The following is a 22660-nucleotide window of genomic DNA, read 5'->3' as shown; positions in this document are numbered from 1 at the left end:
GAGGGTCCCGCTCCGAGCGGAGCGAGGAGGGGGAGGCGGAGAGGCGCTATCCGCCGAGGGTCCCGCTCCGAGCGGAGCGAGGAGGGGGAGGCGGAGGGGCGCCAGGGATCCGGGTGCGCGGAACCCTGTCCGTACCGGTGCTGCCGGGCGCGTACTAGTATGTCGGCCATCACGAAAGCAACAGCGGCGTTCCGATTTTCATGGCAGGCTTCCCCTCTGTTCACCTTCCGTTCACCTCCGCTGGCCATTCTGGTTACCTGGCCTGCTTAGCGTCGTAGGGTACGAAGCTCAGCACGGCGCAGAAGTGCGTTCGTTCAACCCGTTCGCCAAATCGAAAGGCACCATCAAGTGAAGGCAATTCGCTTCGGCCGCGCAGCGGCAGTTCTTTCCATCGCAGCACTGGCCCTGACTGCCTGTGGTTCGGACAACCCCACCGGCAGCCCGGAGGCCGCCGGCGGCGACGCTGCCGTTTCCGGCACCCTCTCAGGTGCCGGTGCTTCCTCCCAGGACGCCGCCATGCAGGCATGGATTGCCGGCTTCTCCGCAGCGAACTCCGGTGCCAACGTGCAGTATTCCCCGGACGGTTCCGGCGCCGGCCGCGACGCTTTCCTGGCCGGCGGCGTGCAGTTTGCCGGCTCCGATGCCTTCCTGGACGAGGAGGAATGGGAGCAGGCCAAGCAGATCTGCGGCCCCGAGGGTGCCATGAACATCCCGGTCTACGTCTCCCCGATCGCCGTCGCCTTCAATCTCGAGGGCGTGAAGGAACTGAACCTGGACGCCGAGACCATCGCGAAGGTCTTCCGAGGCGAGATCACCAAGTGGAACGACGAGGCGATCGCCTCGCAGAACGAGGGCGTGACCCTGCCAGACACCGCGATCACCGTGGTGCACCGTGCTGACGAGTCCGGCACCACCGAGAACTTCACCGAATACCTGCACGCCGCCGCCGCGAAGGTCTGGACCGACGAGGCCGACGGCGCCTGGCCCGGGGGACTTGGCGGCGAGAACGCCCAGGGCACCTCCGGGGTCGTCTCCACCACCAGCAGCACCAACGGTGCCATCACCTACGCCGATGCCTCCGCCGTCGGCGACCTGGGCACGGTCAAGGTCAAGGTCGGCGAGGAGTACGTGGCCTACACCCCCGAGGCTGCCGCCAAGGCCGTTGACGCCGCCACCCCGGTGGAGGGCCGCAGCGAGACCGACATGTCCCTGCAGCTCAACCGCGATACCACCGAGTCCGGGGCCTACCCGATCGTGCTGGTGTCCTACCACATCTACTGCTCCAGCTACAAGGACCAGGGCACCGCCAACCTGGTCAAGGCGTTCGGCAACTACGTGATCAGCGAAGAAGGGCAGAATACTGCCCAGGAGTCTGCCGGCAGCGCCCCGATTTCGGATACCCTGCGCGAGGAGGCCAAGGCCGCGATTGATTCGATCAAGGTCGCTTCCTAAGCAGGATCCAGTACGGATTGGCCCCGCGCCGTCGAAGTTTGACGCGCGGGGCGGATCCGTGTCCGGGGCCGGTAGCGGTGCCGGCCACTTGCCAGGTGCCGAGCCGGAACAGGTATTAATGAACTACCGTGTAACAAGCCAGAAGGGTGTGTTGTGTCCAATACTCTGACTGAAGGCGGCGCCAAGGGCCGGGCGGGGGACAAGGTCTTCTCCAACCTGACCCTGCTGGCCGGCTGCCTCATACTTCTTGTGCTGTTCGCGGTGGCGGTCTTCCTGCTCGTGCAGGCCCTGCCTGCCTTCACCGCGGACCCGGCGAAGGTCACGGGCGGGGAGGGCTTCTGGTCCTACATCTGGCCCATCCTGATCGGCACCCTGGTCGCGGCCGGCATCGCCCTGTTGATCGCGACGCCGATCGGCATCGGCGTCGCACTGTTCATCTCCCACTTCGCGCCCCGCCGGCTGGCCCAGAGCCTGGGTTATGTGGTGGACCTGCTGGCGGCCATCCCGTCGGTGGTCTACGGCGCCTGGGGCGTGGCCGTGCTGGCCCCGGCCCTGGTGCCCGTCTACGAGTGGCTGGCCGCCAACGCCGGCTGGATCCCGATCTTCGCCGGCCCGGCCAGCCAGACCGGCAAGACCATGCTGACCGCCGGCATCGTGCTCTCGGTGATGATCCTGCCGATCATCACCTCGCTCAGCCGCGAAATCTTCCTGCAAACCCCCAAGCTGCACGAGGAAGCGGCCCTGGCCATGGGAGCCACACGCTGGGAAATGATCAGGATGGCAGTCTTCCCCTTCGCCCGCGCCGGCGTGGTCAGTGCGGTCATGCTCGGCCTGGGCCGCGCCCTGGGCGAGACCATGGCCGTGGCCCTGGTGCTCTCCGGCGGGATCCTGACCGCCAGCCTCATCCAGAGCGGCAACCAGACCATTGCCGCCGAAATCGCGCTGAACTTCCCGGAAGCCTTCGGCCTGCGCCTGGCTGAGCTGATCGCGGCCGGCCTGGTCCTGTTCGTCATCACCCTGGCCGTGAACATGATCGCGCGCTGGATTATCAGCCGCCACAAGGAATTCTCGGGAGCCAACTAATGCCACAGCTGACCACCACCACTCCGCCAGCCCCGGCTCCGGTCAAGCGGAGCACCCTGACGAAGAACCAGCTGCCCGGCTGGGCCATGTGGGCCGTGCTGGCCGGTTCGCTCATCCTCGGTGCGGCACTGTCCTCGCTGATCGGCTTCCATATTGCGACCTGGGCGCTGTTCTCGGCACTCATCTACGTCGCCGCCGGCTATTTCGTGACGCTGTCCGTCGAGGGCGCCCGCAAGGCCAAGGACCGCTTTGCCACGAACCTCGTCTACGCCGCCTTCATCGTGGCCCTGCTGCCGCTGGTCTCGGTGATCGTCACGGTGCTGGCCAAGGGCATCCCGGGCCTGACCCCGCACCTGCTCTACTACTCCATGAACGGCATGACCGGCACCGTGGACAACGAGACCGTGGCCAACGGCACCCCGGTGATCGGCGGCGTCTACCACGGCATCGTCGGCACGCTGCTGATCACCACGTGGGCCACCATCATTTCCGTGCCGATCGGCCTGCTCACCGCCGTGTATCTGGTCGAGTACAGCAAGGGCGGCACGCTGGCCCGCGCGATCACCTTCTTCGTGGATGTCATGACCGGCATTCCCTCCATCGTCGCCGGCCTGTTCGCGGCCGCGTTCTTCGGCCTGGTCTTCGGCCCGGGCACCCGCACCGGGTTCGTCGCCGCCGTCGCGCTGTCCGTGCTGATGATCCCCGTGGTGGTCCGCTCCACCGAGGAAATGCTTAAAATCGTGCCCAACGAGCTGCGCGAAGCCTCGTACGCGCTCGGGGTGCGCAAGTGGCGCACCATCCTGAAGGTGGTGGTTCCGACGGCGATCTCCGGCATTGCCTCCGGCGTCACCTTGGCCATTGCCCGCGTGATCGGCGAAACGGCGCCGCTGCTGGTCACCGCCGGCTTCGTCAACAGCATCAACTGGAACGTCTTCGGCGGCTGGATGGCTACGCTGCCCACGTTCATCTACCGGCAGCTGATGAACCCGACGTCGCCGACGAACACCGACCCCAGCGCCCAGCGGGCCTGGGCGGCGGCGCTGATCCTGATCATCTTCGTCATGCTGCTCAACCTCGTGGCCCGGCTCATCGCCCGCATCTTCGCCCCTAAGTCCGGCCGCTGAGCCGTCCCAGACCCTAAAGAAGGAAATCCATGTCCAAGCGCATCGACGTCAAAGACCTGAACGTCTACTACGGGGACTTCCTCGCCGTTGAAGGCGTGAACATCAACATCGACCCGAAGTCCGTCACGGCATTCATCGGCCCGTCCGGCTGCGGCAAGTCCACCTTCCTGCGGACGCTGAACCGCATGCACGAGGTCCTGCCCGGCGCCCGAGTCAAGGGCGAAGTGCTGCTGGACGGCGAGGACCTCTACGGCCCCGGCGTGGACCCGGTGACCGTGCGCAGCCAGATCGGCATGGTGTTCCAGCGGCCCAACCCGTTCCCCACCATGTCCATCCGGGACAATGTGCTGGCCGGGGTGAAGCTGAACAACAAGCGGATCAGCAGGTCCGACGCCGACGACCTGGTGGAGAAGTCCCTGACCGGCGCCAACCTCTGGAAGGAGGTCAAGGACCGGCTGGACAAGCCCGGTTCCGGCCTCTCCGGCGGCCAGCAGCAGCGCCTGTGCATCGCCCGCGCCATCGCCGTGGCCCCGCAGGTGATCCTGATGGACGAGCCCTGTTCGGCGCTGGACCCGATCTCCACGCTGGCCATTGAGGACCTGATCGAGGAGCTGAAGAACGAGTACACGGTGGTCATCGTGACGCACAACATGCAGCAGGCCGCCCGGGTCTCGGACAAGACCGCCTTTTTCAACATCGCCGGAACCGGCAAGCCGGGCAAGCTGATCGAGTACAGCGACACCGCCGTCATCTTCTCCAATCCGCGCGAGAAGGCCACCGAGGACTACGTCTCCGGCCGCTTCGGGTAACCGGCGCGCAGCGCGGGCCGCGGGGGAGCGGGCCGCGCCTAAGCACCGTTGCTTCGGCACTTACAGAGTTCCGAAGTAACGGCGTTCCGGTGCCGTGCCGCAGGTGTGCTGCCGGCCCCTGGATCCTCCGGAAGTCTCACCGCTGCCGGATCCACTTCGGCCGCCGCGGCGTCGCTTCCCGCGGGGGCGGCCGACGACGTGGGAGGGGCGGCCCGCGGACCAATGCGTATTGCACTTACAGAGTCCCGAAGTAGCAGGGGCCTGGATTGACAGTCCCTGCCGGCTGCATGTCCCTGCGCCCGGCGGAGGCCTGCGAACACCTAGTTATCCAGCATGCGGCGGGAGGCTGGCAATCCGGGGCAGCTGCAGCGGTTGGGGTACCTTCAAGAGGAATCATTACGGGCGGGGCATACGCGATTCCAAAGAGACCGGAACTTCGCTCCTTTTAGCTGTCGAGATTTTGGCGGGGAAGTGCCGCGGTGAAGGACCGGCATATGCGACATGACTCCCTGGCAACCTGTCCGTTTAGCTCTCACCTGTCGATAGGTTGGCCCCAGCTGTTATTCGGTGGGGAGCGGAGTTTAATGCTTCAGAGACATCAGATCGCCATGCCGGAGCGGTTCGTGCTTCGCGCATGAACCGCCCAGGATTATGCACTAGCCCGGGACATCGGCGAGCTGCGCGAGCCTGCCCGTGAATGATTGCAGGCGATCCTCAGGTGCGACCTCAGGACAGGAGAGATCAGCACCGAGGTGAAGACGGGCCGGCCGATAAATGGCTGAGCGTGCCGGCCGACAAGGGCGCCAACACGGGAGTCAAGGTCCAGACCGGCGCGAAGGAAGCGTACGCAGCGGCAGGGCAGACAACCGCCGAACCCGCGCCGTGACGTGGGACTCTTAGCCTGCTTCCTTAGGAATAACAGGGCCCCCAGGGACCTTGTTCTAAACGGGCTCCGACCATCGGTTGCCCCGTGAAAGGACCTTTTTGCCTACTGTCTTCATCCCGTTCACTATGTGCGCCACGGTCCGCGACGGCCATATGCGCTCCTTCCGCACCGACTTAGAACGCCTGACCTCCAGCCACCGTGGTTGGGTGCCGTTGGACGTGGTCAAGTCCACCAACACCAAGGCTTTGCTCCGGGGAGCGATCCCGCAAAGCGTTCACACCGCCACCGACGCCGGTCTTGCCCGCTACCTGCAGGACCGCCTTGCCGATAAAGACATGCACCTGGATCTCGCCGTCAGCATCCAGCGGTAACAGAATCCTAAACAGCCCCGGACCGTGTGGGTCCGGGGCTTTTCCATGCAGTCACGCAGCCCGTGCACCCTGGCCTGCGGCTGACCCGAGGCGGTCAATCGGCGTATCGTCGGGGTATAGGACAAGGAATGTAAATCCCGGATGTGCCATCCGCGTCCTGCCCAGCCCCTGTGTGTCAATTGGGGACTGCCGCCGACATTCTGTGGCTCCAATGAAACCCAGGCTCGTAAAGTGCCGATAACCGTGATTATGTCCGCACCGGGCAGCCCATGGCCGCAACCCGAAACCAGGAGGAAACGCTGAGGGCGCCTGATCGGCCACTTCGTGGACCAGGCACGGTGCCCGGGCGCTTCCTGGGCGGACACCGGCAGGAGTGTGGGGGGTCAGCAGTCTGGCGGCCTAGAAGCCCTTCGTGTCCGAGGGATTCGCCGAACCGCTGGACCTGGAACCGAGCCAGGGCTTCAGCCGGTTTACGCCGCGGGCCTGGAACGTGGTGATGGCGTCCCGGAACGAAGCCGGGCCATCACCGTGTAGGGAGGGCCGCCGGCCGCCCTACAGCAGCGGGTCCAGGGCCAGGTAGAAGACCGCCCCGAACAGCGCCGTGACGAAGGCGGTGGCGACCCAGATGCGCAGCATCCTGATCACCACGCGCCAGCGCACGGTGCCGAAGCGCTGGTTGGCGCCGGCGCCCAGGATCGCGGCGGCCATGGTGTGGGTGCTGGACAGCGGCATGTGCAAGGTGACGGCGCCCAGGAAGAGCATGGCGGAGCTGATGCCCTGGGCGGTGGCCCCGCGCAGCGGGTCGATCCGCACCAGCCGCGAGCCGAGGGTGTGGGAGATCCGCCAGCCGCCGCAGAGCGAGCCGGCGGCCAGCAGCACGGCGGCGAAGAGCGGGATCCACAGCGGCATGCCCGCATCGTCCGCGAGGAAGCCGGCGGCGGTCAGCGCCAGCAGCAGCATGGACATGGTGCGCTGGCCGTCCTGCATGCCGTGGCCGAGGGAGAACGCGCCGGCCAGCACCGCTTCGGTCATCCGGGTGCCGTGGTGGACCTCGCTGGGGGTCCTGAAACGCACCGCCCAAGTGGCCGCGTATGCCGCCAGGTAGGAGAGCACGAAGGCCAGCACGGGGGAGAGCAGCAGCGGCAGGGCCAGCTGCCGCCAGACCAGGCCGTCCCCGGAGAGCACGCCGCCGGTGCCCAGGAACGCGGACGCGGCCCCGGCGCCCAGCAGCCCGCCCAGCAGTGCATGGGTCGAGGACGAGGGCATCCGGCGCCACCAGGTCCACACGCCCCAGCCGCAGGCGCTGGCCAGCCCGGCCAGCAGGATCCCAAGCCCGGCGGTGCCCTCGGGCAGCCCGAGCAGGGATTTACTGAACAGTACCGCCACGCCGCTGGAGAGCAGGACGCCGGTGAAATTGAACAGGGCCGCGAGGACGACGGCGATGCCCGGGGTCAGCGCGCGGTTGCGGATCGGGGTGGCTACCGAGTTGGAGACGTCGTGGAAGCCGTTGATGAAGGCGAAGCAGCCGGCGGCCAGCACGACCACCGCAAGCAGGAACAGCTCCACCTAGGATTCCTTCACCAGGATCTGTCCGACATGGTTGGCCACCCGGCGCAGGTCCTGGGTGGCGCCGATCATTTGGTTGGCCACGTCCCGGTGGCGCATGTAGACGGCGGGCTTGTAGTCACGCATCAGCTCGCTGATCCAGATGCGGTGGGTCCGCTCGGAGCGCTTGGCCAGCTGGAGCATCTCGATGCAGTACTCGTCCAGGTCCTCCAGGGATTCCAGCCTGCCCATCGCATCCCGGGTGAGCTCGGTCTGCCGGTTGATGACCTCCAGCTGCTCCGAGGCGCGGTCGGAGAAGCGGGTGACGCCGTTCAGGGCGATCAGCTCGGCGGCACCGTCCAGTTTCTCCCCGCCCTCGACCAGGTAGCGGGAGATCTGGAACAGGTCCTCGCGCGGCAGCGGATTGATGAAGCTGGTCCTGACGTGGGTCATCAGGGCGAAGTGCAGGCCGGACAGCCGTCCGTCCCGCTCGTGCAGCTCTTCCACCAGGCGGTCCCGGCCATCGGCGGCGGTGCCAAGGATCTCCGACAGGGTGCTGACGCCGTGGTGGAATTCGGCCGCCATTTCGGTCAGCAGTTCCAGGGCTTTGTTCTCTTGGGGGAAGAGGCGTAGCTTCACTGGATCAAGCCTAGTGCCTGCCGGCAGGCAAAAAATAATGGTGCCGAACCGGGAGCGCCTCTCGGCGAAAGGCCGCTCGAAGCGGCTATTTGTTGGAGCCCGGGGCTTCCACGGTTCGACACCAATTTCAGTTTTCTACGCCTGAATGGGGATGTCAACCGCGGCGGGAATCCTGCAAGAACCTTGGGAAACAAGCTGGCCAAGCGCCCCGGACAGGGCTAACATGCCCCGCGGGCGGGCCCCGGCGGCGGCGGAAAAACGCGGTTCCGTCCTGCGGTGCGCGCCTTAGTCCAGCTGTCCCCGGCGCCACGCCTCGGCAGCGGCTTCGAGGTCCTCGGCGGTTTTCATCAGCAGGTGGGAACTGCGCGTGAGCTTGGTTCCGTGCTGCTCGTTCGAGGGATCCGCGGCGTCGGCATGGTGGGTCTGGCCCAGCGCCACGATGCGGCAGAAGGCCGCCGAACGTTCCAGCGCCACGTCGAAGTCGCCGTCGAAGGCGCCGGACAGGATGGCGTCAGCCATCGTCTTGACCTCTTCGGCGCCGGGAGGCTCGGCCACCCCGGCCACCACCTTGGACACCGGCGCGGCCTCCTTGCCGGCTTTGAAGAACGCCGCCATTTTTTCCGGGTTCTGCTGGGTCGCCGCGCGCAGCGCGTACAGCCGCCAGAGCGCCCCGGGCAGCGAGCGCGCCGGGCTTTCCGCCCACATTTCGGCAATCGCCTCGAGGCCCTGCTGGTCGGCCAGCTCCACCAGGCGCCTGGTGACGTCGGGGTCCGCCGATTCGCGGCCGCGGTGCACCAGGGCCTGGGCCGCCAGATGGGCCGCCTCGGAGACCCGCGCCGGGTCCGCCCCGCCGGCGAAGATTTCGAAGTCCAACGGAGTAAATGGCTTGGGCTTGTGCGGCCTCGGAGCCAGATTTCCATTATTTCCGTTCATGCCTCGACCATACTCCTGCCCCAGTACCGGGTAAACGGCAGTTCCCGGGGCCGGGGGCAGGTGCGCTAGAGTAGTAAACGGCCCAATGGGACCAGGCCGTGCTGCCTGCCCCGGACGGCCGGAGGGCCTTTAGCTCAGTTGGTAGAGCATCGGACTTTTAATCCGCGGGTCGTGGGTTCGAGTCCCACAGGGCCCACCGCGAGGCGCCGCCGGTTCCGCCGGCGGGAGCCGCAGTACCCCCGCAGCCTGCCGGTCTGCGGGGGTACCTTTTTGCCCGGCGCGGCAACCTCTGCCAGCCCTTTATCTTGGCCGGTTCCCGTCCCATACTGATGGAAGCCGGGCGCTTGCGCCCCGGGAAGCCCTGCAACGGCCTGCACAAGGTCCGAAGGAGGCAGCCGTGGAAACCCGCGAACTGGCCGAAGCCCTGGCCGGCGAATCGGTCGAACTGGTGCGGCACTGGCTCGCCGAAGCGTCCCGGATTCCGGTCGATGCCTCGGCCCGGCAGCTGGCCGGAGTGCTCAAGGACCCGCACGGCCTGGAATTCACCGTCGGCTTCGTCGACGGCGTGATCCGGCCCGAGGACCCGGCCGTCGCCGCCCGCAGGCTCGCCGCCCTGGCGCCGTCGGTGCCCGGCTTCCTGCCCTGGTACATGCGCGGGGCGGTCCGGCTCGGCGGCGCCGTGGCCCCGGTGCTGCCCTCGGTGGTGGTCCCGGCCGCCCGCGCGGTGCTGCGCCGGATGGTGGGGCACCTGATTGTGGACGCCTCCGATGCCCGGCTGGGCCCGGCCATTGCGAAGATCCGCCGCGAGGGCATCCGGCTGAACATCAACCTGCTCGGCGAGGCCGTGCTGGGCAGCCGCGAGGCTTCCCGCCGGCTGGAGGGCACCGCGCGCCTGCTGGCCCGCGAGGACGTCGACTATGTCTCGATCAAGGTCTCGGCCACCGTCGCCCCGCACTCGCCGTGGGCCTTCGACGAGGCGGTGGAGCACGTCGTCGAACGCCTCACCCCGCTCTACCGGCAGGCCGCTGCCGCCTCCCCGCGCAAGTTCATCAACCTGGACATGGAGGAGTACAAGGACCTGGACCTGACCATCGCGGTCTTTACCCGGATCCTGGAACAGCCCGGATTCCAGGACCTGGAGGCCGGGATCGTGCTGCAGGCCTACCTGCCGGATGCGCTCGCGGCGATGATCCGGCTGCAGGAGTGGGCCGCCGCCCGTACCGCCGCCGGCGGGGCCCCGATTAAGGTCCGCGTGGTCAAGGGCGCGAACCTGCCGATGGAGCGCGTGGAGGCCTCGCTGCACGGCTGGCCGCTGGCCACCTGGGACACCAAGCAGGACTCGGACACCAACTACAAGCGCGTGATCAACTACGCCCTGGACCCGGAGCGGATCCGCAATGTGCACATCGGGGTGGCCGGGCACAACCTCTTCGACATCGCCTTCGCCTGGCTGCTGGCCCAACGGCGCGGGGTGGACCGGCTCGAGGGGGCCGTCGACTTCGAGATGCTGCTGGGCATGGCCCAGGCCCAGGCCGAGGCGGTCCGCCGTGACGTCGGCTCGCTGCTGCTCTACACCCCGGTGGTGCACCCGGGCGAGTTCGACGTCGCGATCGCGTACCTGATCCGACGCCTCGAGGAAGGCGCCAGCCACGAGAACTTCATGTCCGCCGTCTTCGAACTGGGGGGGAACACCCCGGAAAGCACAGCGCTCTTCGAGCGCGAGAAGCAGCGCTTCCTGGCCTCGCTGGCGAACCTCGACGACGAGGTCCCGGCCCCCAAGCGCCGGCAGGACCGCGCGCACCAGGAGCCGCAGCCGTTCGCCGAACGGGTCACCCCCGGAGGCTTCCCGAACACCCCGGACACCGACCCGGCGGTGCCGGCCAACCGGGCCTGGGGCCGGCAGATCCTGGCCCGGGTGCCCGGCTCGACGCTGGGCGAGGCCGCGGTGGCGGCAGCCATGGTGCCGGACGAGGAGGCGCTCGAGACGGTAATGGCCACCGCCGCCGAACACGGCAAGGCCTGGGGCGCGCTCTCCGGCGCGGAGCGGGCCGAGGTGCTGCACCGGGCCGGGGCCGCGCTGGAGGCCGCCCGCGCGCGCCTGCTGGAGGTCATGGCCGCCGAGACCGGCAAGACCCTGGACCAGGGGGACCCGGAAGTCTCCGAGGCGGTGGATTTCGCCCACTACTACGCCGAATGCGCCCGGGAACTCGACGCCGTCGACGGCGCCCGCTTCCTGCCGTCGAAGGTGACGGTGGTGACGCCGCCGTGGAACTTCCCGGTGGCCATCCCCGCCGGATCCACGCTCGCGGCGCTCGCCGCCGGATCCGCCGTCGTCATCAAGCCCGCGCACCAGGCCTCCCGCTGCGGCGCGGTCATGGTGGAGGCGCTCTGGGAGGCCCTGCAGCAGTCCGGCGTGCCGCGCGAGCTGGTCCAGCTGGTCCAGCTCTCCGAGCAGGGCCTGGGCCGGCAGCTGATCGCCCACCCGGAGGTGGACCGGGTGGTGCTCACCGGCGCCTACGAGACCGCCGCGCTGTTCCGCTCCTTCCGGCCGGACCTGCCGCTGCTGGCCGAGACCTCCGGCAAGAACGCCATCATCGTCACCCCCAGCGCCGACTTCGACCTGGCCGCCCGGGACGTGGTGCAGTCGGCCTTCAGCCACGCCGGGCAGAAATGCTCGGCCGCCTCGCTGGTGATCCTGGTCGGCTCGGCGGCCAGGTCCCCGCGCTTCCGCAACCAGCTGGTGGACGCGGTCACCTCCCTGAAGGTGGGCTACCCGGCCGATGCCACCACGCAGATGGGCCCGGTCATCGAACCGCCCCGCGGCAAGCTGCTCTCCGGGCTGACCACGCTCGGCGACGGCGAGTCCTGGCTGCTCAAGCCGGTGCCGCTGGACGGGTCCGGGAGGCTGTGGAGCCCGGGCGTGCGCACCGGCGTCAGGCGCGGCTCGCACTACCACCAGACCGAGTTCTTCGGCCCGATCCTGGGCGTGATGACCGCGAAGACGCTCGAGGAAGCGGTGGAGATGCAGAACGAGGTGGACTACGGGCTCACCGCCGGCCTGCATTCGCTGGACGGGCAGGAGCTGGACTACTGGCTGCAGCATGTGCAGGCCGGCAACCTGTACGTCAACCGGGGCGTCACCGGCGCCATCGTCCGGCGCCAGCCGTTCGGCGGCTGGAAGAAGTCGGCGGTGGGTGCCGGTACCAAGGCCGGCGGGCCGAACTACCTCATCGGGCTGGGCGGCTGGGAAAGCGCGCCCGCGGCTGCGGCCGCGCGGATCACCCATCCGGGCGCGCGCAGGCTGCTCGACGCGGCCCGCTCCGGCGCCGTCCCTGCGCATGAGGCGGCGCAGCTGGAGCGCTCGCTAAGCTCCGACGCCCGGGCCTGGGCCGCCGAGTTCGGCAGGGCCCAGGACGTGTCCGGGCTGGAGGCCGAGCGCAATGTGTTCCGCTACCTGCCGGTGCCGGTGGCCATCCGGCTCTCCGACGGCGAACCGCTGGCCGGACTGCTCAGGGTGCTCGCCGCCGGGCTGCTGGCCGGCTCGGCCGTCAAGATCAGCACCGCCGCGGAGCTGCCGGCGTCGCTGAAGGCAGTGGCGGTGGACCTGGGCCTGCCGGTGGCGGTGGAGGACGACGCCGCGTGGCTGGCCGGGGCGGACCGGCTGGCGCCGGGCCGGATCCGGCTGATCGGCGGGGATCCGGCGGCGCTCGCCGCGGCGACCGGCGGCCGGCCGGACCTGGCGGTCTACTCGCACCCGGTGACCGAATCCGGCCGCGTGGAGCTGCTGCCCTTCCTGCACGAGCAGGCGGTGAGCATTACCGCCCACCGCTTCGGCACGCCCAACCACCTCTCCGACGGGCTCATCTGAGCGGATGCCGGACCGGGGCGCGCTGCGCATTGCCACCTACAACACCAGCCTGTTCCGCGCCTCGGCCGGGGCGCTGCTGGCGGATTTGTCCGGCCCGGATGACCGGCAGGCCCGCGCCGTCGCCGAGGTGATCCAGCGGGTCCGCCCGGACATCGTGCTGCTGAACGAGTTCGACTACGTTCCGGACAGCCCCTCCTGCGCCGACCTGTTCCGCCGCAACTACCTGGAGGCCGGCCAGAACGGCCAGGACCCGGTGCACTACCCGTTCGCCTTCACCGCCCCGTCCAACACCGGCGTGCCCACCGGCCTGGACCTGGACGGCGACGGCGTGGCGGGCGGGCCGCAGGATGCCTTCGGCTACGGCGACTTCGAGGGCCAGTACGGCATGGCGATGCTCTCCCGGTACCCGTTCGACGCCGCGGCCGTGCGCACCTTCCGGCTGTTCCGGTGGCAGGACATGCCCGGGAACCTGATGCCGGCGGATTTCTACCCGGAGCCGGCCCGGGCGGTGCTGCGCCTGTCCAGCAAGTCGCACTGGGACCTGCCGGTGTCCGTGCACGGCCGGATCCTGCACGTGCTGGCCTGCCACCCGGTGCCGCCGTTCTTCGACGGCCCGGAGCGGCGCAACCGCCGGCGCAACCACGACGAGATCCGGCTCTGGGCCGACTATGTCGCCGGCGGGGACCGGGCGGCGTACCTGTACGACGACGCCGGAGCCGCCGGCGGGCTGGCAGCGGGCGGGCGCTTCGTCATCCTGGGCGATCTGAACTCCGACCCGCAGGACGGGAAGGCCTGGCCCGGCGCCGTCCGCCAGCTGCTGGACCATCCGCTCATCCAGGACCCCCGGCCGGCCTCCGCCGGGGCAGTGGAAGCCACCCGGCTGCAGGGCGGGCCGAATGTGCACCATCTGGGCGATCCGCGGCTGGACACTGCGGATTTCCGGGCGAATCCGCGCACCGGGAACCTGCGGGTGGACTATGTGCTGCCCTCGCGGAACCTGATGGTGGCCGGCGCCGGGGTGTTCTGGCCGCGGACCGGCGAGCCCGGCGCGGAGCTGACCAACCCGTTCCCGTTCCCGACCAGCGACCACCGGCTGGTCTGGGCGGACGTGGAACTGCCTGAGGGGGAGTTCCCGCCAGGATAATTCCCGCCGGCGTTCGCTCCCGGCCCCTGTCCGCTGCGCCGCAGCGCTACTAAGCTGGAGGGCATGGGGGTAATCCTGTTTGCCGAGGCCCGGCCTCCAGGATCGTCCCTGAGTTTTGCGCAGGGGCGGGTGCCTTGGCAGGCCTGGGCAGAAAGGGACAGCCATGACCGTCTACGAGCGCCCGGAACACCCGGACCAGACCCCGAAAATCCACCTGGCGCCGGCCGCTGCGGCCAAGCTGGGCACGGGCCGGCACCATCTGGCAGCCGCCGGCACAGCCGCGGGTGCTGTGCGCGCCGGTGACCTTGCCGGCTGGCGCAGCCTGGGCCACGACCACCGGCCCACGCATGCCAGCGCACGGCAGGGACGCGGGGAGAAGACCGTCCGCTGGTACGGCTGATGCCGTGCCGGCTCAGCAATAAGCAGCAACAAGCGGCGTGCGCACCCGGAACTCCGGGTGCGCACGCCGCTTGTTAGGGCGGAAAGCCGGTAGGAGCCGTATCAGGCGGCGTCGTGGTCGGTCTCGAGGACCTTCACCAGCGCGTCCAGGGCCTCCTCGGCGCCCTCGCCCTCGGCGCGCAGCACCACCTGGGCGCCGAACTCGGCCCCCAGGCTCATCAGGGACAGGATGCTCGAGGCGTCCATGGCCTCGTCGGCCGGGGTCCCGGCGAGCGCGATGGTCACTTCCACGGGCTGTTCGCCGGCTGCCTCGGCGAAGATCGCGGCGGGGCGGGCGTGCAGGCCGACGCGGCTGGCAACGGTGGCGGTACGTTCGGGCATGGTGTCTCTCCTTGGCTGGATCGGATGGTCAGAGACCGAGGGTCTCGAGGATGGGAAGTTTGGACCGGACCGCGGCCCGGGCCTCGGCGGCGCTGTCGGCGGACAGCGCCAGGGCGGCCAGTTCCCGGGCCTGCTCCAGGGTGGTGCTGCCGAGGACGGCGGCGACCCCGGGCAGGGACCGGGCGGTCATGGACAGGGTGGCCACGCCCAGCCCCACCAGGACGACGGCGAGGGCCGGGTCGGCGGCGGACTCGCCGCAGACCCCGACGGGCTTGGCGGGTTCCTGCTCTCCGGCTGCGGCCTGCCGGGCGCCGTCGACCGTGGCCTGCACCAGGCGCAGCACCGCCGGCTGCCACGGGTCGTTCAGCGCCGCGAGCGGGCCGAGCTGGCGGTCGGCGGCCATGGTGTACTGGGTCAGGTCGTTGGTGCCCAGGGACACGAAATCCACCCGCTTCAGGATGCTTCCGGCGGTCACCGCCGCGGACGGGACCTCCACCATCACCCCGGAGGTTTTCAGCCCGGCATCGGCGCAGAGGGTGGCGAAGCGGCCGGCCTCCCCGGCGGTGGAGATCATGGGTGCCATCACCCAGACCTGGGCCTGGCTCTGTGCCGCAGCCTGGGCGATGGCTGCCAGCTGGCGCTCGAGGACGCCGGGGGAGGTCAGGTCCGTCCGGTAGCCGCGCACGCCCAGGGCAGGGTTCGGCTCGGTGGCGTCGGTGAGGAAGGGCAGCGGCTTGTCCGCCCCGGCATCCAGGGTGCGGACCACCACCTTCTTGCCGGGGAAGGCGTCGAAGACCGCCTTGTAGGCCTCGACCTGCTCCTCGACGGTGGGCTCCTCGGTGCGGTTGAGGAAGCAGAATTCGGTGCGCAGCAGGCCCACGCCCTCGGCGCCGGCGGCAGCGGCCACCGCCGCCTCCTCGCCGCCGCCCACGTTGGCCAGCAGCGGCACCCGGTGCCCGTCCGCCGTTGTCCCGGTGCCGTTGAAGGGCGGCAGCGTGGGGCGGGCGGCGTACTCGGCGGCGGCGGCCAGTTCGGCCTCGCCCGGGTCGGTGACGACCAGGCCGGCCGCGCCGTCGACATAGACCTCGGTGCCTTCGGGCAGTTCGGTGACGCCGGCGGCGGCGACGACGGCGGGCAGGCCGAGGGCGCGGGCGATGATGGCGGTGTGCGACTGCGGGCCGCCGCCGGCGGTGACCAGCGCGATAATCCGGTCCGGGTCCAGCGTGGCGGTGTCCGCCGGGGCCAGGTCCTCGGCGGCCAGGATGACCGGCCCGGCCGAGTCCGGGATGCCCGGGGCGGGTTCCCCGCGCAGTTCGGCCACGATCCGGGCGCGCACATCCAGCACGTCGGCGGCGCGTTCGGCCATGTAGCCGCCCAGGCTCCGCAACTGCTCGGCGACCTGGCCGCCGGCCTCCCAGACGGCGCGCTCGGCGCTGCGGCCGGCGGCCAGCAGCTTGGCCGCCGACTTGACCAGCATCGGGTCCGCGGCCATCAGCGCGGTGGCCTTGAGCACCTCCGCGGCGTCGCCGGTGGCGGCCGCGGCCCGGGACTTCAGCACCGCCTGGACGGACTTGGCGGCGGCCTTGATCCGTTCAGTTTCCGTTTCCGGGGTGGCTCCGGCCGGCAGGGCGCCGTCCGGGGCCGGTTCGGCCACAGCCGGCGGCATCTGCACCACGGGACCGACCACGCGGCCCGGGCTGACCCCGACTCCGGTAATGCTGGTCATGGCGTACCTCGCTTCATCGAGAGCTTCAACAGTCACTGACGCTACTGTCCGCGCGGGGATCCGGCTAGACCGCCGGCTGCCGGCGGGCGGCAGGGGTGGCTTCGGATCCGGTGGTGCCGGCGGCTTCGGGCCGCTCGGCGCGGCGGACGGCGTAGCGCTTGAGCCCGATGACGGCCAGCGCCGTCACCACCACGCCGGCCACGATCGAGAGCACGAACATGGCGATGTTGCCGATGGCGAAGAAGACGAAGATGCCGCCGTGCGGTGCCTGGGAGGTGACCCCCGCGGCCATGGACAGGGCGCCGGTGACGGCACCGCCGAGCATGCTGGCGGGAATTACGCGCAGCGGGTCGGCCGCGGCGAACGGGATGGCACCTTCGGAGATGAACGAGGCGCCCAGCAGCCAGGCGGCCTTGCCGTTTTCCCGCTCGGCCAGGGAGAAGCGCTTGCGGTCGATCACGGTGGCCAGGGCCATGGCCAGCGGCGGAACCATGCCGGCGGCCATTACGGCGGCCATGATCTGCCACGGGGCCTGGTTGGCGATGGTGCCGGCGCCCAGGCCGGCGACGGCGAAGGAGTAGGCCACCTTGTTCACCGGGCCGCCCAGGTCGAAGCACATCATCAGGCCCAGGATGACGCCCAGGATCACCGCGGAGGTGCCGGTCATGCCCGAGAGCCAGCCGTTCAGCCCCGCGGTGAGCGCCGCGATCGGCCCGCCGAGGAAGAGGAACATGGCACCGGAGGCGACGATCGAGGCCAGCAGCGGGATGATCACCACGGGCATGAGGCCGCGCAGCCAGCGCGGTGCCGGCAGCGTGCCGAGCCAGTGGGCGAACCAGCCGGCCAGCAGGCCGCCGACGATGCCGCCGAGGAAGCCGGCGCCCATGAAGCCGGCGACGGCACCGGCGGTGAAGCCGGGGGCGATGCCCGGCCGGTCGGCCAGGGCGTAGGCGATATAGCCGGCCAGCGCGGGGACCAGGAAGCCCATGGAGAGCGCGCCGATCTTGAACAGCACCGCGCCCAGGTAGGTCAGCAGCCCGCCCTCGGGCAGGTTGGCGAGGCTGTTCTCCAGCAAGACCTGGTCGGCCACGTCGGTGATGGCGTAGCCGCCGAGCAAAAAGCCCAGCGCGATCAGCAGGCCGCCGCCGGCCACGAACGGAATCATGTAGCTGACGCCGGTCAGCAGGGCGCGCTTGAGCTTGGCGCCGAAATTCTCATCGGCCGGGGACCCGGCCTGCGCGCCGACCTCGGCCACGCCGCTGACCCGGCGGGCGTTGGGATCGTCGGCGGCGGACAGGGCTTCGCGGACCATCCGGTCCGGCTCGTCGATGGCGCGCTTGACCGGGGACTGGATGACCGGCTTGCCGGCGAAGCGCTCCTTTTCGCGCACGTCCACATCCACCGCGAAGATCACGGCCGAGGCGGCCTGGATGACCGCCGGATCCAGCGGCTTGGCGCCGGCCGAGCCCTGCGTCTCCACCTGCAGGTCGACCCCTGCCTCCTTGGCGGCGGCGACCAGCGAGTCGGCGGCCATGTAGGTGTGCGCGATGCCGGTGGGGCAGGCGGTCACGGCCACGAGGCTGCGCTGCCGCTCGGCCGGCCCGGCGGCGGGGGCGGCAGCAGCGGCCGGAGCAGCAGCGGCTGCCGCGGGCTGGTCCCCGACCGCGCCTTCGACCAGGTCCACGACATCCTGTGCGGAACCGGCGGCGCGCAGCGCGGCGGTGAAGTCCTTCTTCATCAGCGAACGGGCCAGCTTGGACAGCAGCTTCAGGTGCTCCTGGTCCGCCCCGGCCGGAGCAGCGATGAAGAAGACCAGGTCCGCCGGGCCGTCCTTGGCGCCGAAGCCCACGGCCGGGTCCAGCCGGACCATGGCCAGGGTGGGCTCGAGCACGGCCTCGGAGCGGCAGTGCGGGATGGCGATGCCGCCGGGGACGCCGGTGGCTGTTTTCTGCTCGCGGGCGATGGCATCGGCGTAGAGGCCCTCGAATCCGCTCGCGCGGCCGCTGCGGACCACCATCTGGGTCAGTTCGCGGATGACCTCGGCGGAGCTGGAACCGAAATTGCGGTCCAGCGCGACGAGTTCCGGGGTGATGAGGCGGGACATAGGTATCTTCCTTGCCTTCCTTAGGACGGGTTCTAGAGGGCCGTGACGACGACGGCGTCCGGCGTGGTCTGGTTCAGGGCCGGCAGGGTCGTGCCGGGCAGGGCGGCGGCTGCCGCCCCGTGGGCGACGGCCTGGCGGAGGCAGTCCGGGGCGGAGCCGCCCCGGCTGTGCGCCAGCAGGTAGCCGGCGAGCGAGGAATCCCCGGCGCCGACGGTGCTGCGCGCGGTGATGGGGGCATGGGTGGCGAACCAGGACCCGGCGGGGGTGGCCAGCACGGCACCCTTGGACCCAAGCGTGGCCAGCACGGCGCCGGCCCCGTCCTCCAGCAGCAGCTTGGCCGCGGCCGCGGCCAGCGCCGGGTCCGCCTCGAGGGCTGCCTCGTCGTGGCGGCCGGTCAGTTCGGCCAGTTCCTCGGCGTTGGGTTTGACCAGGTCCGGAACCGCTTCCGGCCCGGCGGCGAAGAGCGCCCGCAGGGGGTCGCCGGAGGTGTCCACCGCGATCCGCGGGGCCTGCTCCCCGAGCCGGCCGCGGACCATGGCCACCAGGGTGGCGTAGAAGCCGGCCGGCACGCCGGGCGGCAGGGAGCCGGCCAGCACGAGCCAGGCGGCGCCGGCGGCCTTCTCCACCACCGCGGCCGCGAGCTGCTCCTGCCGCGCCGGCGGGAGCACCGGGCCGGGTTCGTTGATCTTGGTGGTGGTGCCGTCCGGCTCGGTGAGCGTGATGTTGCTGCGCAGGTCCGCGCCGACCGGCACGGCCAGGTGCGCCAGCCCGTCCAGCCGCAGCCGGACCGGGACCTCGTCCTCCGGGTCCCCGGGCAGGATGGCCAGGGTCTCCAGCCCGGAGGCGGCCAGCACGCGGGAGACATTCACTCCCTTGCCGGCGGCCTGCCGGCTGGCGGAGACGGCGCGCTGGACGCCGCCGCGCACCAGCGGGGCAGCCAGTTCCACGGTCCGGTCCAGGCTCGGATTGGCGGTCAGGGTGATGATCATGCCAGCACTACTTCCACATCGGCCTCATCCAGGGCCCGGGCCAGGCCCGGATCCGGTTCGGTATCGGTGACCAGGGTGTCCACGTCCGCCAGGGCGGCGAAGCGGACCAGGGTTTCCTCGCCCAGCTTGGAGGAGTCCGCCAGCACCACCACGCGGCGGGCGGAGTCGACAATGGCGGTCTTGACCGCCGCCTCGAGCGCGTCCGGGGTGCTCAGACCGAAGCCGGCGTCGATGCCGTTGGCGCCGATGAACGCGATATCCGGCCGCAGCGCGCGGAACTGCTCCACTGCCCGGGCGCCGATGGCCGCGCTGGTCAGCCCGCGCACGCGTCCGCCGATGGTCTCCAGCTGCAGCCGCGACCCGATCGAGAGCTTGTAGGCAATCGGCAGGGCGTGGGTGATCACCAGCAGTTCGTCGGCGCGGCCGGCCGGCAGTTCGGTGGTGAGCAGTTCGGCCAGCAGTTCGGTGGTGGTGCCGGCGTCCAGGATCATCGAAGCCGCCCCGGAGGGGACCAGCTCCAGCGCCTTGCGGGCAATGCGCAGCTTGCGGTCGTGGTGCATCAGCTGACGGGTGCCCAGGCTCTGCTCGGAGGTGCTGGCCTTGCCCGCGGCCACGGCGCCGCCGTGGACCCGGCGCAGCCTGCCGTCGCTTTCGAGGAGGGCCAGATCCCGGCGGACGGTTTCCTTGGTGATGTCGAACCGGCCGGCCAGCTCGGCCACGCTCACCCGGCCCTGGGCGGCCACCAGCTCACCGATCTTGCGGTGGCGCTCCTCGGCGAACATGTTCCTCCTGTCGGTGCCGTCGGGGGTGGCCGGTGCTGTGAGGCGGGCCACACGGTTCTGCGTTTCCATGACTTTATCTGTGTTTGTTTCCGAATGTCAATGGAAAACCACAAAAGCAAAAATGCCCGGGCGTCCGCTCCCGTCGACGCCGCAGATAATGCCCGCTTCACCGGCCCAATCGGGCGTGATCTGCAACGTCGACGCCTAGAGTGGCAGTCATGAGGGCGGACCAATGGCGGCTGGTGCTTCTCCAGGTGTTCAACCTGCTGCTGATGGCCGTGGCCGTCGTCGTCGCGGCGGTGGGCACCGACCGCGCCACCGCGCACTACCTGGGCCTTCCCTCCCGGGCCGCCGGGCCGGAGGGCTGGCTGCAGCCGGGCATCTTCGGCGCCCTGGTGGCGCTCGCCGGCGGCCTGGGTGTGCTGGTGCTGGGCATCGTGGCCTTCCGCCGGATGGCGCGCGGGGAGCTGTATGCCCCGCTGTTCACCGCGCTCGGCTGGGCCCTGCTCTGGCTGCCGCTGACCATGGCGCTGACCCTGCTGTTTCCGTCCGGCCAGTTCACCCCGTTCGCGGCCACCGCGGTGTGCATGGCCGGGATCGTGCTCTCCCTGGCGGTGCTCGGCAGCAAGAAGCCGCGCTGATGGCCCCGGTCTGGTCGCGGCCCGAAGCGGAGCGGGCAGGCACCGAACTGCTGGTGATGCTGCACGGCTACGGATCCTCCGAGGAGAAGCTGCTGCCCCTGTTCGGCGTGCTGCCGCCCAACGTCACCGGCGTGGCGCTGCGCGGCCATTTCGACGTCGGCGGCAGCTTTGGCTGGTTCCTGCTCGATCCGCTGCTGGCCCCGGACGTCTCCGAGGTCCTGGACAGTGCCGCCCGGGTGTTCGCCTGGCTGGACCCGGTGCTGGCCGCCGGAGATTTCCGCGGGGTGAGCCTGCTGGGCTTTTCGCAGGGCATGGCCCTGGCGACCACGCTGCTGCGGCTGCGCCCGCACGGCTTCCGCGCCGCCGTCGGCCTGTCCGGGTTCGTGCTCAAGCACGAACTGCTGGCCCTGTCCGACGAGCCGGATGCGGCGGTGCCGTTCTTCTGGGGCCGCGACGTACGCGACGGGTTCATCCATCCCGGCGCCGTGCAGTACACCGCCGCCTGGCTGCAGGCCCACACCCTGCTGACGGCCCGGACCTATCCCGGGATGGGCCACCGGATCGGCCGGGACGAGCTCCGCGACGTCGGCATCTTCCTGGCCCGCTACCTCGCCCGCTGACGCCCTGCCTGCTGCCCGCCAGCGGGCCGGACAGTAGGCTTGGGAACGGGAACCCGCCACTCCCCGCCGCCACTTGCACCAGGAGTCCCGCCATGTCCACCGCCTTCGCCCCCGCCGGCACCGTCCAGCTCTCGGTCCTGGATCTCGCCCCGCTCTCCGCCGGCCAGTCGGTCGGGGAGGCGATCGAGGCCAGCGCCCGGCTGGCCGAGCTCGCCGACCGTACCGGGTACAAGCGGTTTTGGTACGCCGAGCACCATAACAACGAGGGCGTGGCCAGCTCGGCGACCACGGTGCTGATCGGTCATGCCGCGGCCCGCACCTCCCGGATCCGCATCGGCGCCGGGGGAGTGATGCTGCCCAACCATGCCCCGCTGGTGGTCGCCGAACAGTTCGGCACGCTGGCCAACATGTACCCGGACCGGATCGACCTCGGGCTCGGCCGCGCCCCGGGGACCGACCCGCGGACGGCCGCGATGCTGCGCCGGGGCGATTCCTCCGGCCAGGCCTTCGCCGGGGAGATCGTGGAACTGCAGCAGCTGTTCGGCGCCCAGGAAGGCACCCTGGTGCGCGCCGTGACCGCGCGGAACACCCAGGTGCCGATGTGCGTGCTCGGCTCCTCCACCGGCGGCGCGGCGGTGGCGGCGCTGCTGGGGCTGCCCTTTGCCGCCGCCTCGCATTTTGCCCCGCAGTCGCTGAACGAGGCGGTCGCCGTCTACCGGCAGAACTTCAATCCCGCCGCCGACACCGCCCAGATTGCCGAGCCCTACGTAATCGCCGGGGTCAATGTGCTGGTGGCCGGGAGCCAGGAAGAGGCCGAGTTCCAGTTCAGCTCGCACCGGCTGCTGGTGAGGGACATCGTCGCTCACGGCCGGCGGCCGGTCCAGCCGCCGGTGCCGGATGTGATGGCCGGCTGGCAGCCGGAGGAAGCCGCGCAGGTGCGGGCCCGGATGGCCGCCAGCGCCGTCGGCACCCCGGAGACGGTGCGCGCGCAGCTGGAGCGGCTGGCCGGCAGCGCCGGCATCGACGAGCTGATGGTCGTCACCTATGCCTGGGACCCGGCCGTCCGGGAACGTTCCTACGAGCTGCTGGCCGGGGCCTGGGGGCTGGGCTGACCGCCTCCCGCAATCCGCTCCGCTCGCCGCAGGGCCCTCGGCGACATAGGCT

At 70.3% G+C, this 22660-nt stretch carries 19 protein-coding genes and 1 tRNA gene; 12 read left to right on the top strand and 8 right to left on the bottom strand.

What is annotated here, in order from left to right; translation table 11 throughout:
* Window positions 1-348: 348 nt before the first annotated feature.
* The 5 genes from pstS (at window position 349) to HGG74_RS11050 (ending at window position 5725) form a co-directional block, all read left to right on the top strand.
* On the top strand, window positions 349-1452 hold the full coding sequence (gene pstS / locus HGG74_RS11070) for a phosphate ABC transporter substrate-binding protein PstS (protein ID WP_168486402.1): 1104 nt from the start codon (window positions 349-351) through the stop codon (window positions 1450-1452).
* A 153-nt stretch (window positions 1453-1605) separates the two neighbouring features.
* Window positions 1606-2535: a phosphate ABC transporter permease subunit PstC gene (gene pstC, locus HGG74_RS11065; RefSeq protein WP_168486401.1), complete on the top strand. Its 930-nt coding sequence runs from the start codon at window positions 1606-1608 to the stop codon at window positions 2533-2535.
* Window positions 2535-3659, top strand: coding sequence for a phosphate ABC transporter permease PstA (gene pstA / locus HGG74_RS11060; protein WP_205761728.1), 1125 nt, complete (start codon window positions 2535-2537; stop codon window positions 3657-3659). Before pstC ends, pstA begins: the two co-directional genes overlap by 1 nt.
* Window positions 3660-3688: 29 nt before the next feature.
* The gene (gene pstB / locus HGG74_RS11055; protein WP_168486400.1) at window positions 3689-4468 is read left to right on the top strand and encodes a phosphate ABC transporter ATP-binding protein PstB; all 780 of its coding nucleotides are present in this window, start codon (window positions 3689-3691) and stop codon (window positions 4466-4468) included.
* 984 nt (window positions 4469-5452) lie between these two features.
* Entirely contained in the window at window positions 5453-5725 is a 273-nt protein-coding gene (locus HGG74_RS11050) for a hypothetical protein (RefSeq protein ID WP_168486399.1), read from the top strand.
* A gap of 552 nt (window positions 5726-6277) precedes the next feature.
* Here HGG74_RS11050 and HGG74_RS11040 read toward each other — a convergent pair.
* The 3 genes from HGG74_RS11040 to HGG74_RS11030 all read right to left on the bottom strand — a co-directional run bounded on the left by HGG74_RS11040 (window position 6278) and on the right by HGG74_RS11030 (window position 8842).
* Window positions 6278-7291, bottom strand: coding sequence for an inorganic phosphate transporter (locus tag HGG74_RS11040; RefSeq protein WP_168486398.1), 1014 nt, complete (start codon window positions 7289-7291; stop codon window positions 6278-6280).
* Window positions 7292-7909, bottom strand: coding sequence for a DUF47 domain-containing protein (locus tag HGG74_RS11035; RefSeq protein ID WP_168486397.1), 618 nt, complete (start codon window positions 7907-7909; stop codon window positions 7292-7294).
* Window positions 7910-8194: 285 nt separating this feature from the next.
* Entirely contained in the window at window positions 8195-8842 is a 648-nt protein-coding gene (locus HGG74_RS11030; RefSeq protein WP_168486396.1) for a hypothetical protein, read from the bottom strand.
* 123 nt (window positions 8843-8965) lie between these two features.
* Between HGG74_RS11030 and HGG74_RS11025 the strand changes: the two genes are divergently transcribed.
* The 4 genes from HGG74_RS11025 (at window position 8966) to HGG74_RS11010 (ending at window position 14254) form a co-directional block, all read left to right on the top strand.
* Window positions 8966-9038: transfer RNA gene (locus HGG74_RS11025), tRNA-Lys, on the top strand.
* Between the two features lie 201 nt (window positions 9039-9239).
* The gene (locus tag HGG74_RS11020; protein WP_312856822.1) at window positions 9240-12710 is read left to right on the top strand and encodes a proline dehydrogenase family protein; all 3471 of its coding nucleotides are present in this window, start codon (window positions 9240-9242) and stop codon (window positions 12708-12710) included.
* Window positions 12711-12714: 4 nt separating this feature from the next.
* On the top strand, window positions 12715-13854 hold the full coding sequence (locus HGG74_RS11015; protein ID WP_168486395.1) for an endonuclease/exonuclease/phosphatase family protein: 1140 nt from the start codon (window positions 12715-12717) through the stop codon (window positions 13852-13854).
* Between the two features lie 163 nt (window positions 13855-14017).
* A complete protein-coding gene (locus tag HGG74_RS11010; RefSeq protein ID WP_168486394.1) occupies window positions 14018-14254 on the top strand; it encodes a hypothetical protein in 237 nt (78 codons plus the stop codon).
* 101 nt (window positions 14255-14355) lie between these two features.
* Here the strand turns inward: HGG74_RS11010 and HGG74_RS11005 are convergent, their stop codons facing one another.
* From HGG74_RS11005 to HGG74_RS10985, 5 genes are all read right to left on the bottom strand, one after another.
* The gene (locus tag HGG74_RS11005) at window positions 14356-14634 is read right to left on the bottom strand and encodes an HPr family phosphocarrier protein (protein ID WP_168486393.1); all 279 of its coding nucleotides are present in this window, start codon (window positions 14632-14634) and stop codon (window positions 14356-14358) included.
* Window positions 14635-14662: 28 nt separating this feature from the next.
* Window positions 14663-16360 carry a phosphoenolpyruvate--protein phosphotransferase gene (ptsP, locus tag HGG74_RS11000; RefSeq protein ID WP_168486485.1) on the bottom strand — a complete coding sequence of 566 codons (1698 nt, stop codon included), beginning with the start codon at window positions 16358-16360 and terminating at the stop codon, window positions 14663-14665.
* Window positions 16361-16424: 64 nt separating this feature from the next.
* Window positions 16425-18464, bottom strand: a complete 2040-nt coding sequence (locus HGG74_RS10995) for a PTS fructose transporter subunit IIABC (protein ID WP_168486392.1) — start codon at window positions 18462-18464, stop codon at window positions 16425-16427.
* A gap of 32 nt (window positions 18465-18496) precedes the next feature.
* Window positions 18497-19453 (bottom strand): 1-phosphofructokinase family hexose kinase, encoded by a 957-nt coding sequence (locus tag HGG74_RS10990; protein WP_168486391.1) that lies wholly within the window; start codon window positions 19451-19453, stop codon window positions 18497-18499.
* The gene (locus HGG74_RS10985) at window positions 19450-20235 is read right to left on the bottom strand and encodes a DeoR/GlpR family DNA-binding transcription regulator (protein ID WP_168486484.1); all 786 of its coding nucleotides are present in this window, start codon (window positions 20233-20235) and stop codon (window positions 19450-19452) included. Before HGG74_RS10985 ends, HGG74_RS10990 begins: the two co-directional genes overlap by 4 nt.
* Before the next feature lie 218 nt (window positions 20236-20453).
* Here HGG74_RS10985 and HGG74_RS10980 point away from each other — a divergent pair, with 218 nt between their 5' ends.
* From HGG74_RS10980 to HGG74_RS10970, 3 genes are all read left to right on the top strand, one after another.
* A complete protein-coding gene (locus HGG74_RS10980) occupies window positions 20454-20876 on the top strand; it encodes a hypothetical protein (protein WP_168486390.1) in 423 nt (140 codons plus the stop codon).
* On the top strand, window positions 20876-21496 hold the full coding sequence (locus HGG74_RS10975; protein WP_312856821.1) for an alpha/beta hydrolase: 621 nt from the start codon (window positions 20876-20878) through the stop codon (window positions 21494-21496). Before HGG74_RS10980 ends, HGG74_RS10975 begins: the two co-directional genes overlap by 1 nt.
* A 92-nt stretch (window positions 21497-21588) precedes the next feature.
* Complete coding sequence (locus HGG74_RS10970) at window positions 21589-22608, top strand: LLM class flavin-dependent oxidoreductase (protein WP_168486389.1); 1020 nt, start codon at window positions 21589-21591, stop codon at window positions 22606-22608.
* Window positions 22609-22660 lie beyond the last annotated feature (52 nt).

It is taken from the genome of Arthrobacter mobilis, assembly GCF_012395835.1.
Lineage (GTDB): Bacteria > Actinomycetota > Actinomycetes > Actinomycetales > Micrococcaceae > Crystallibacter > Crystallibacter mobilis.
This window is presented reverse-complemented; position numbering and strand designations above follow the sequence as displayed.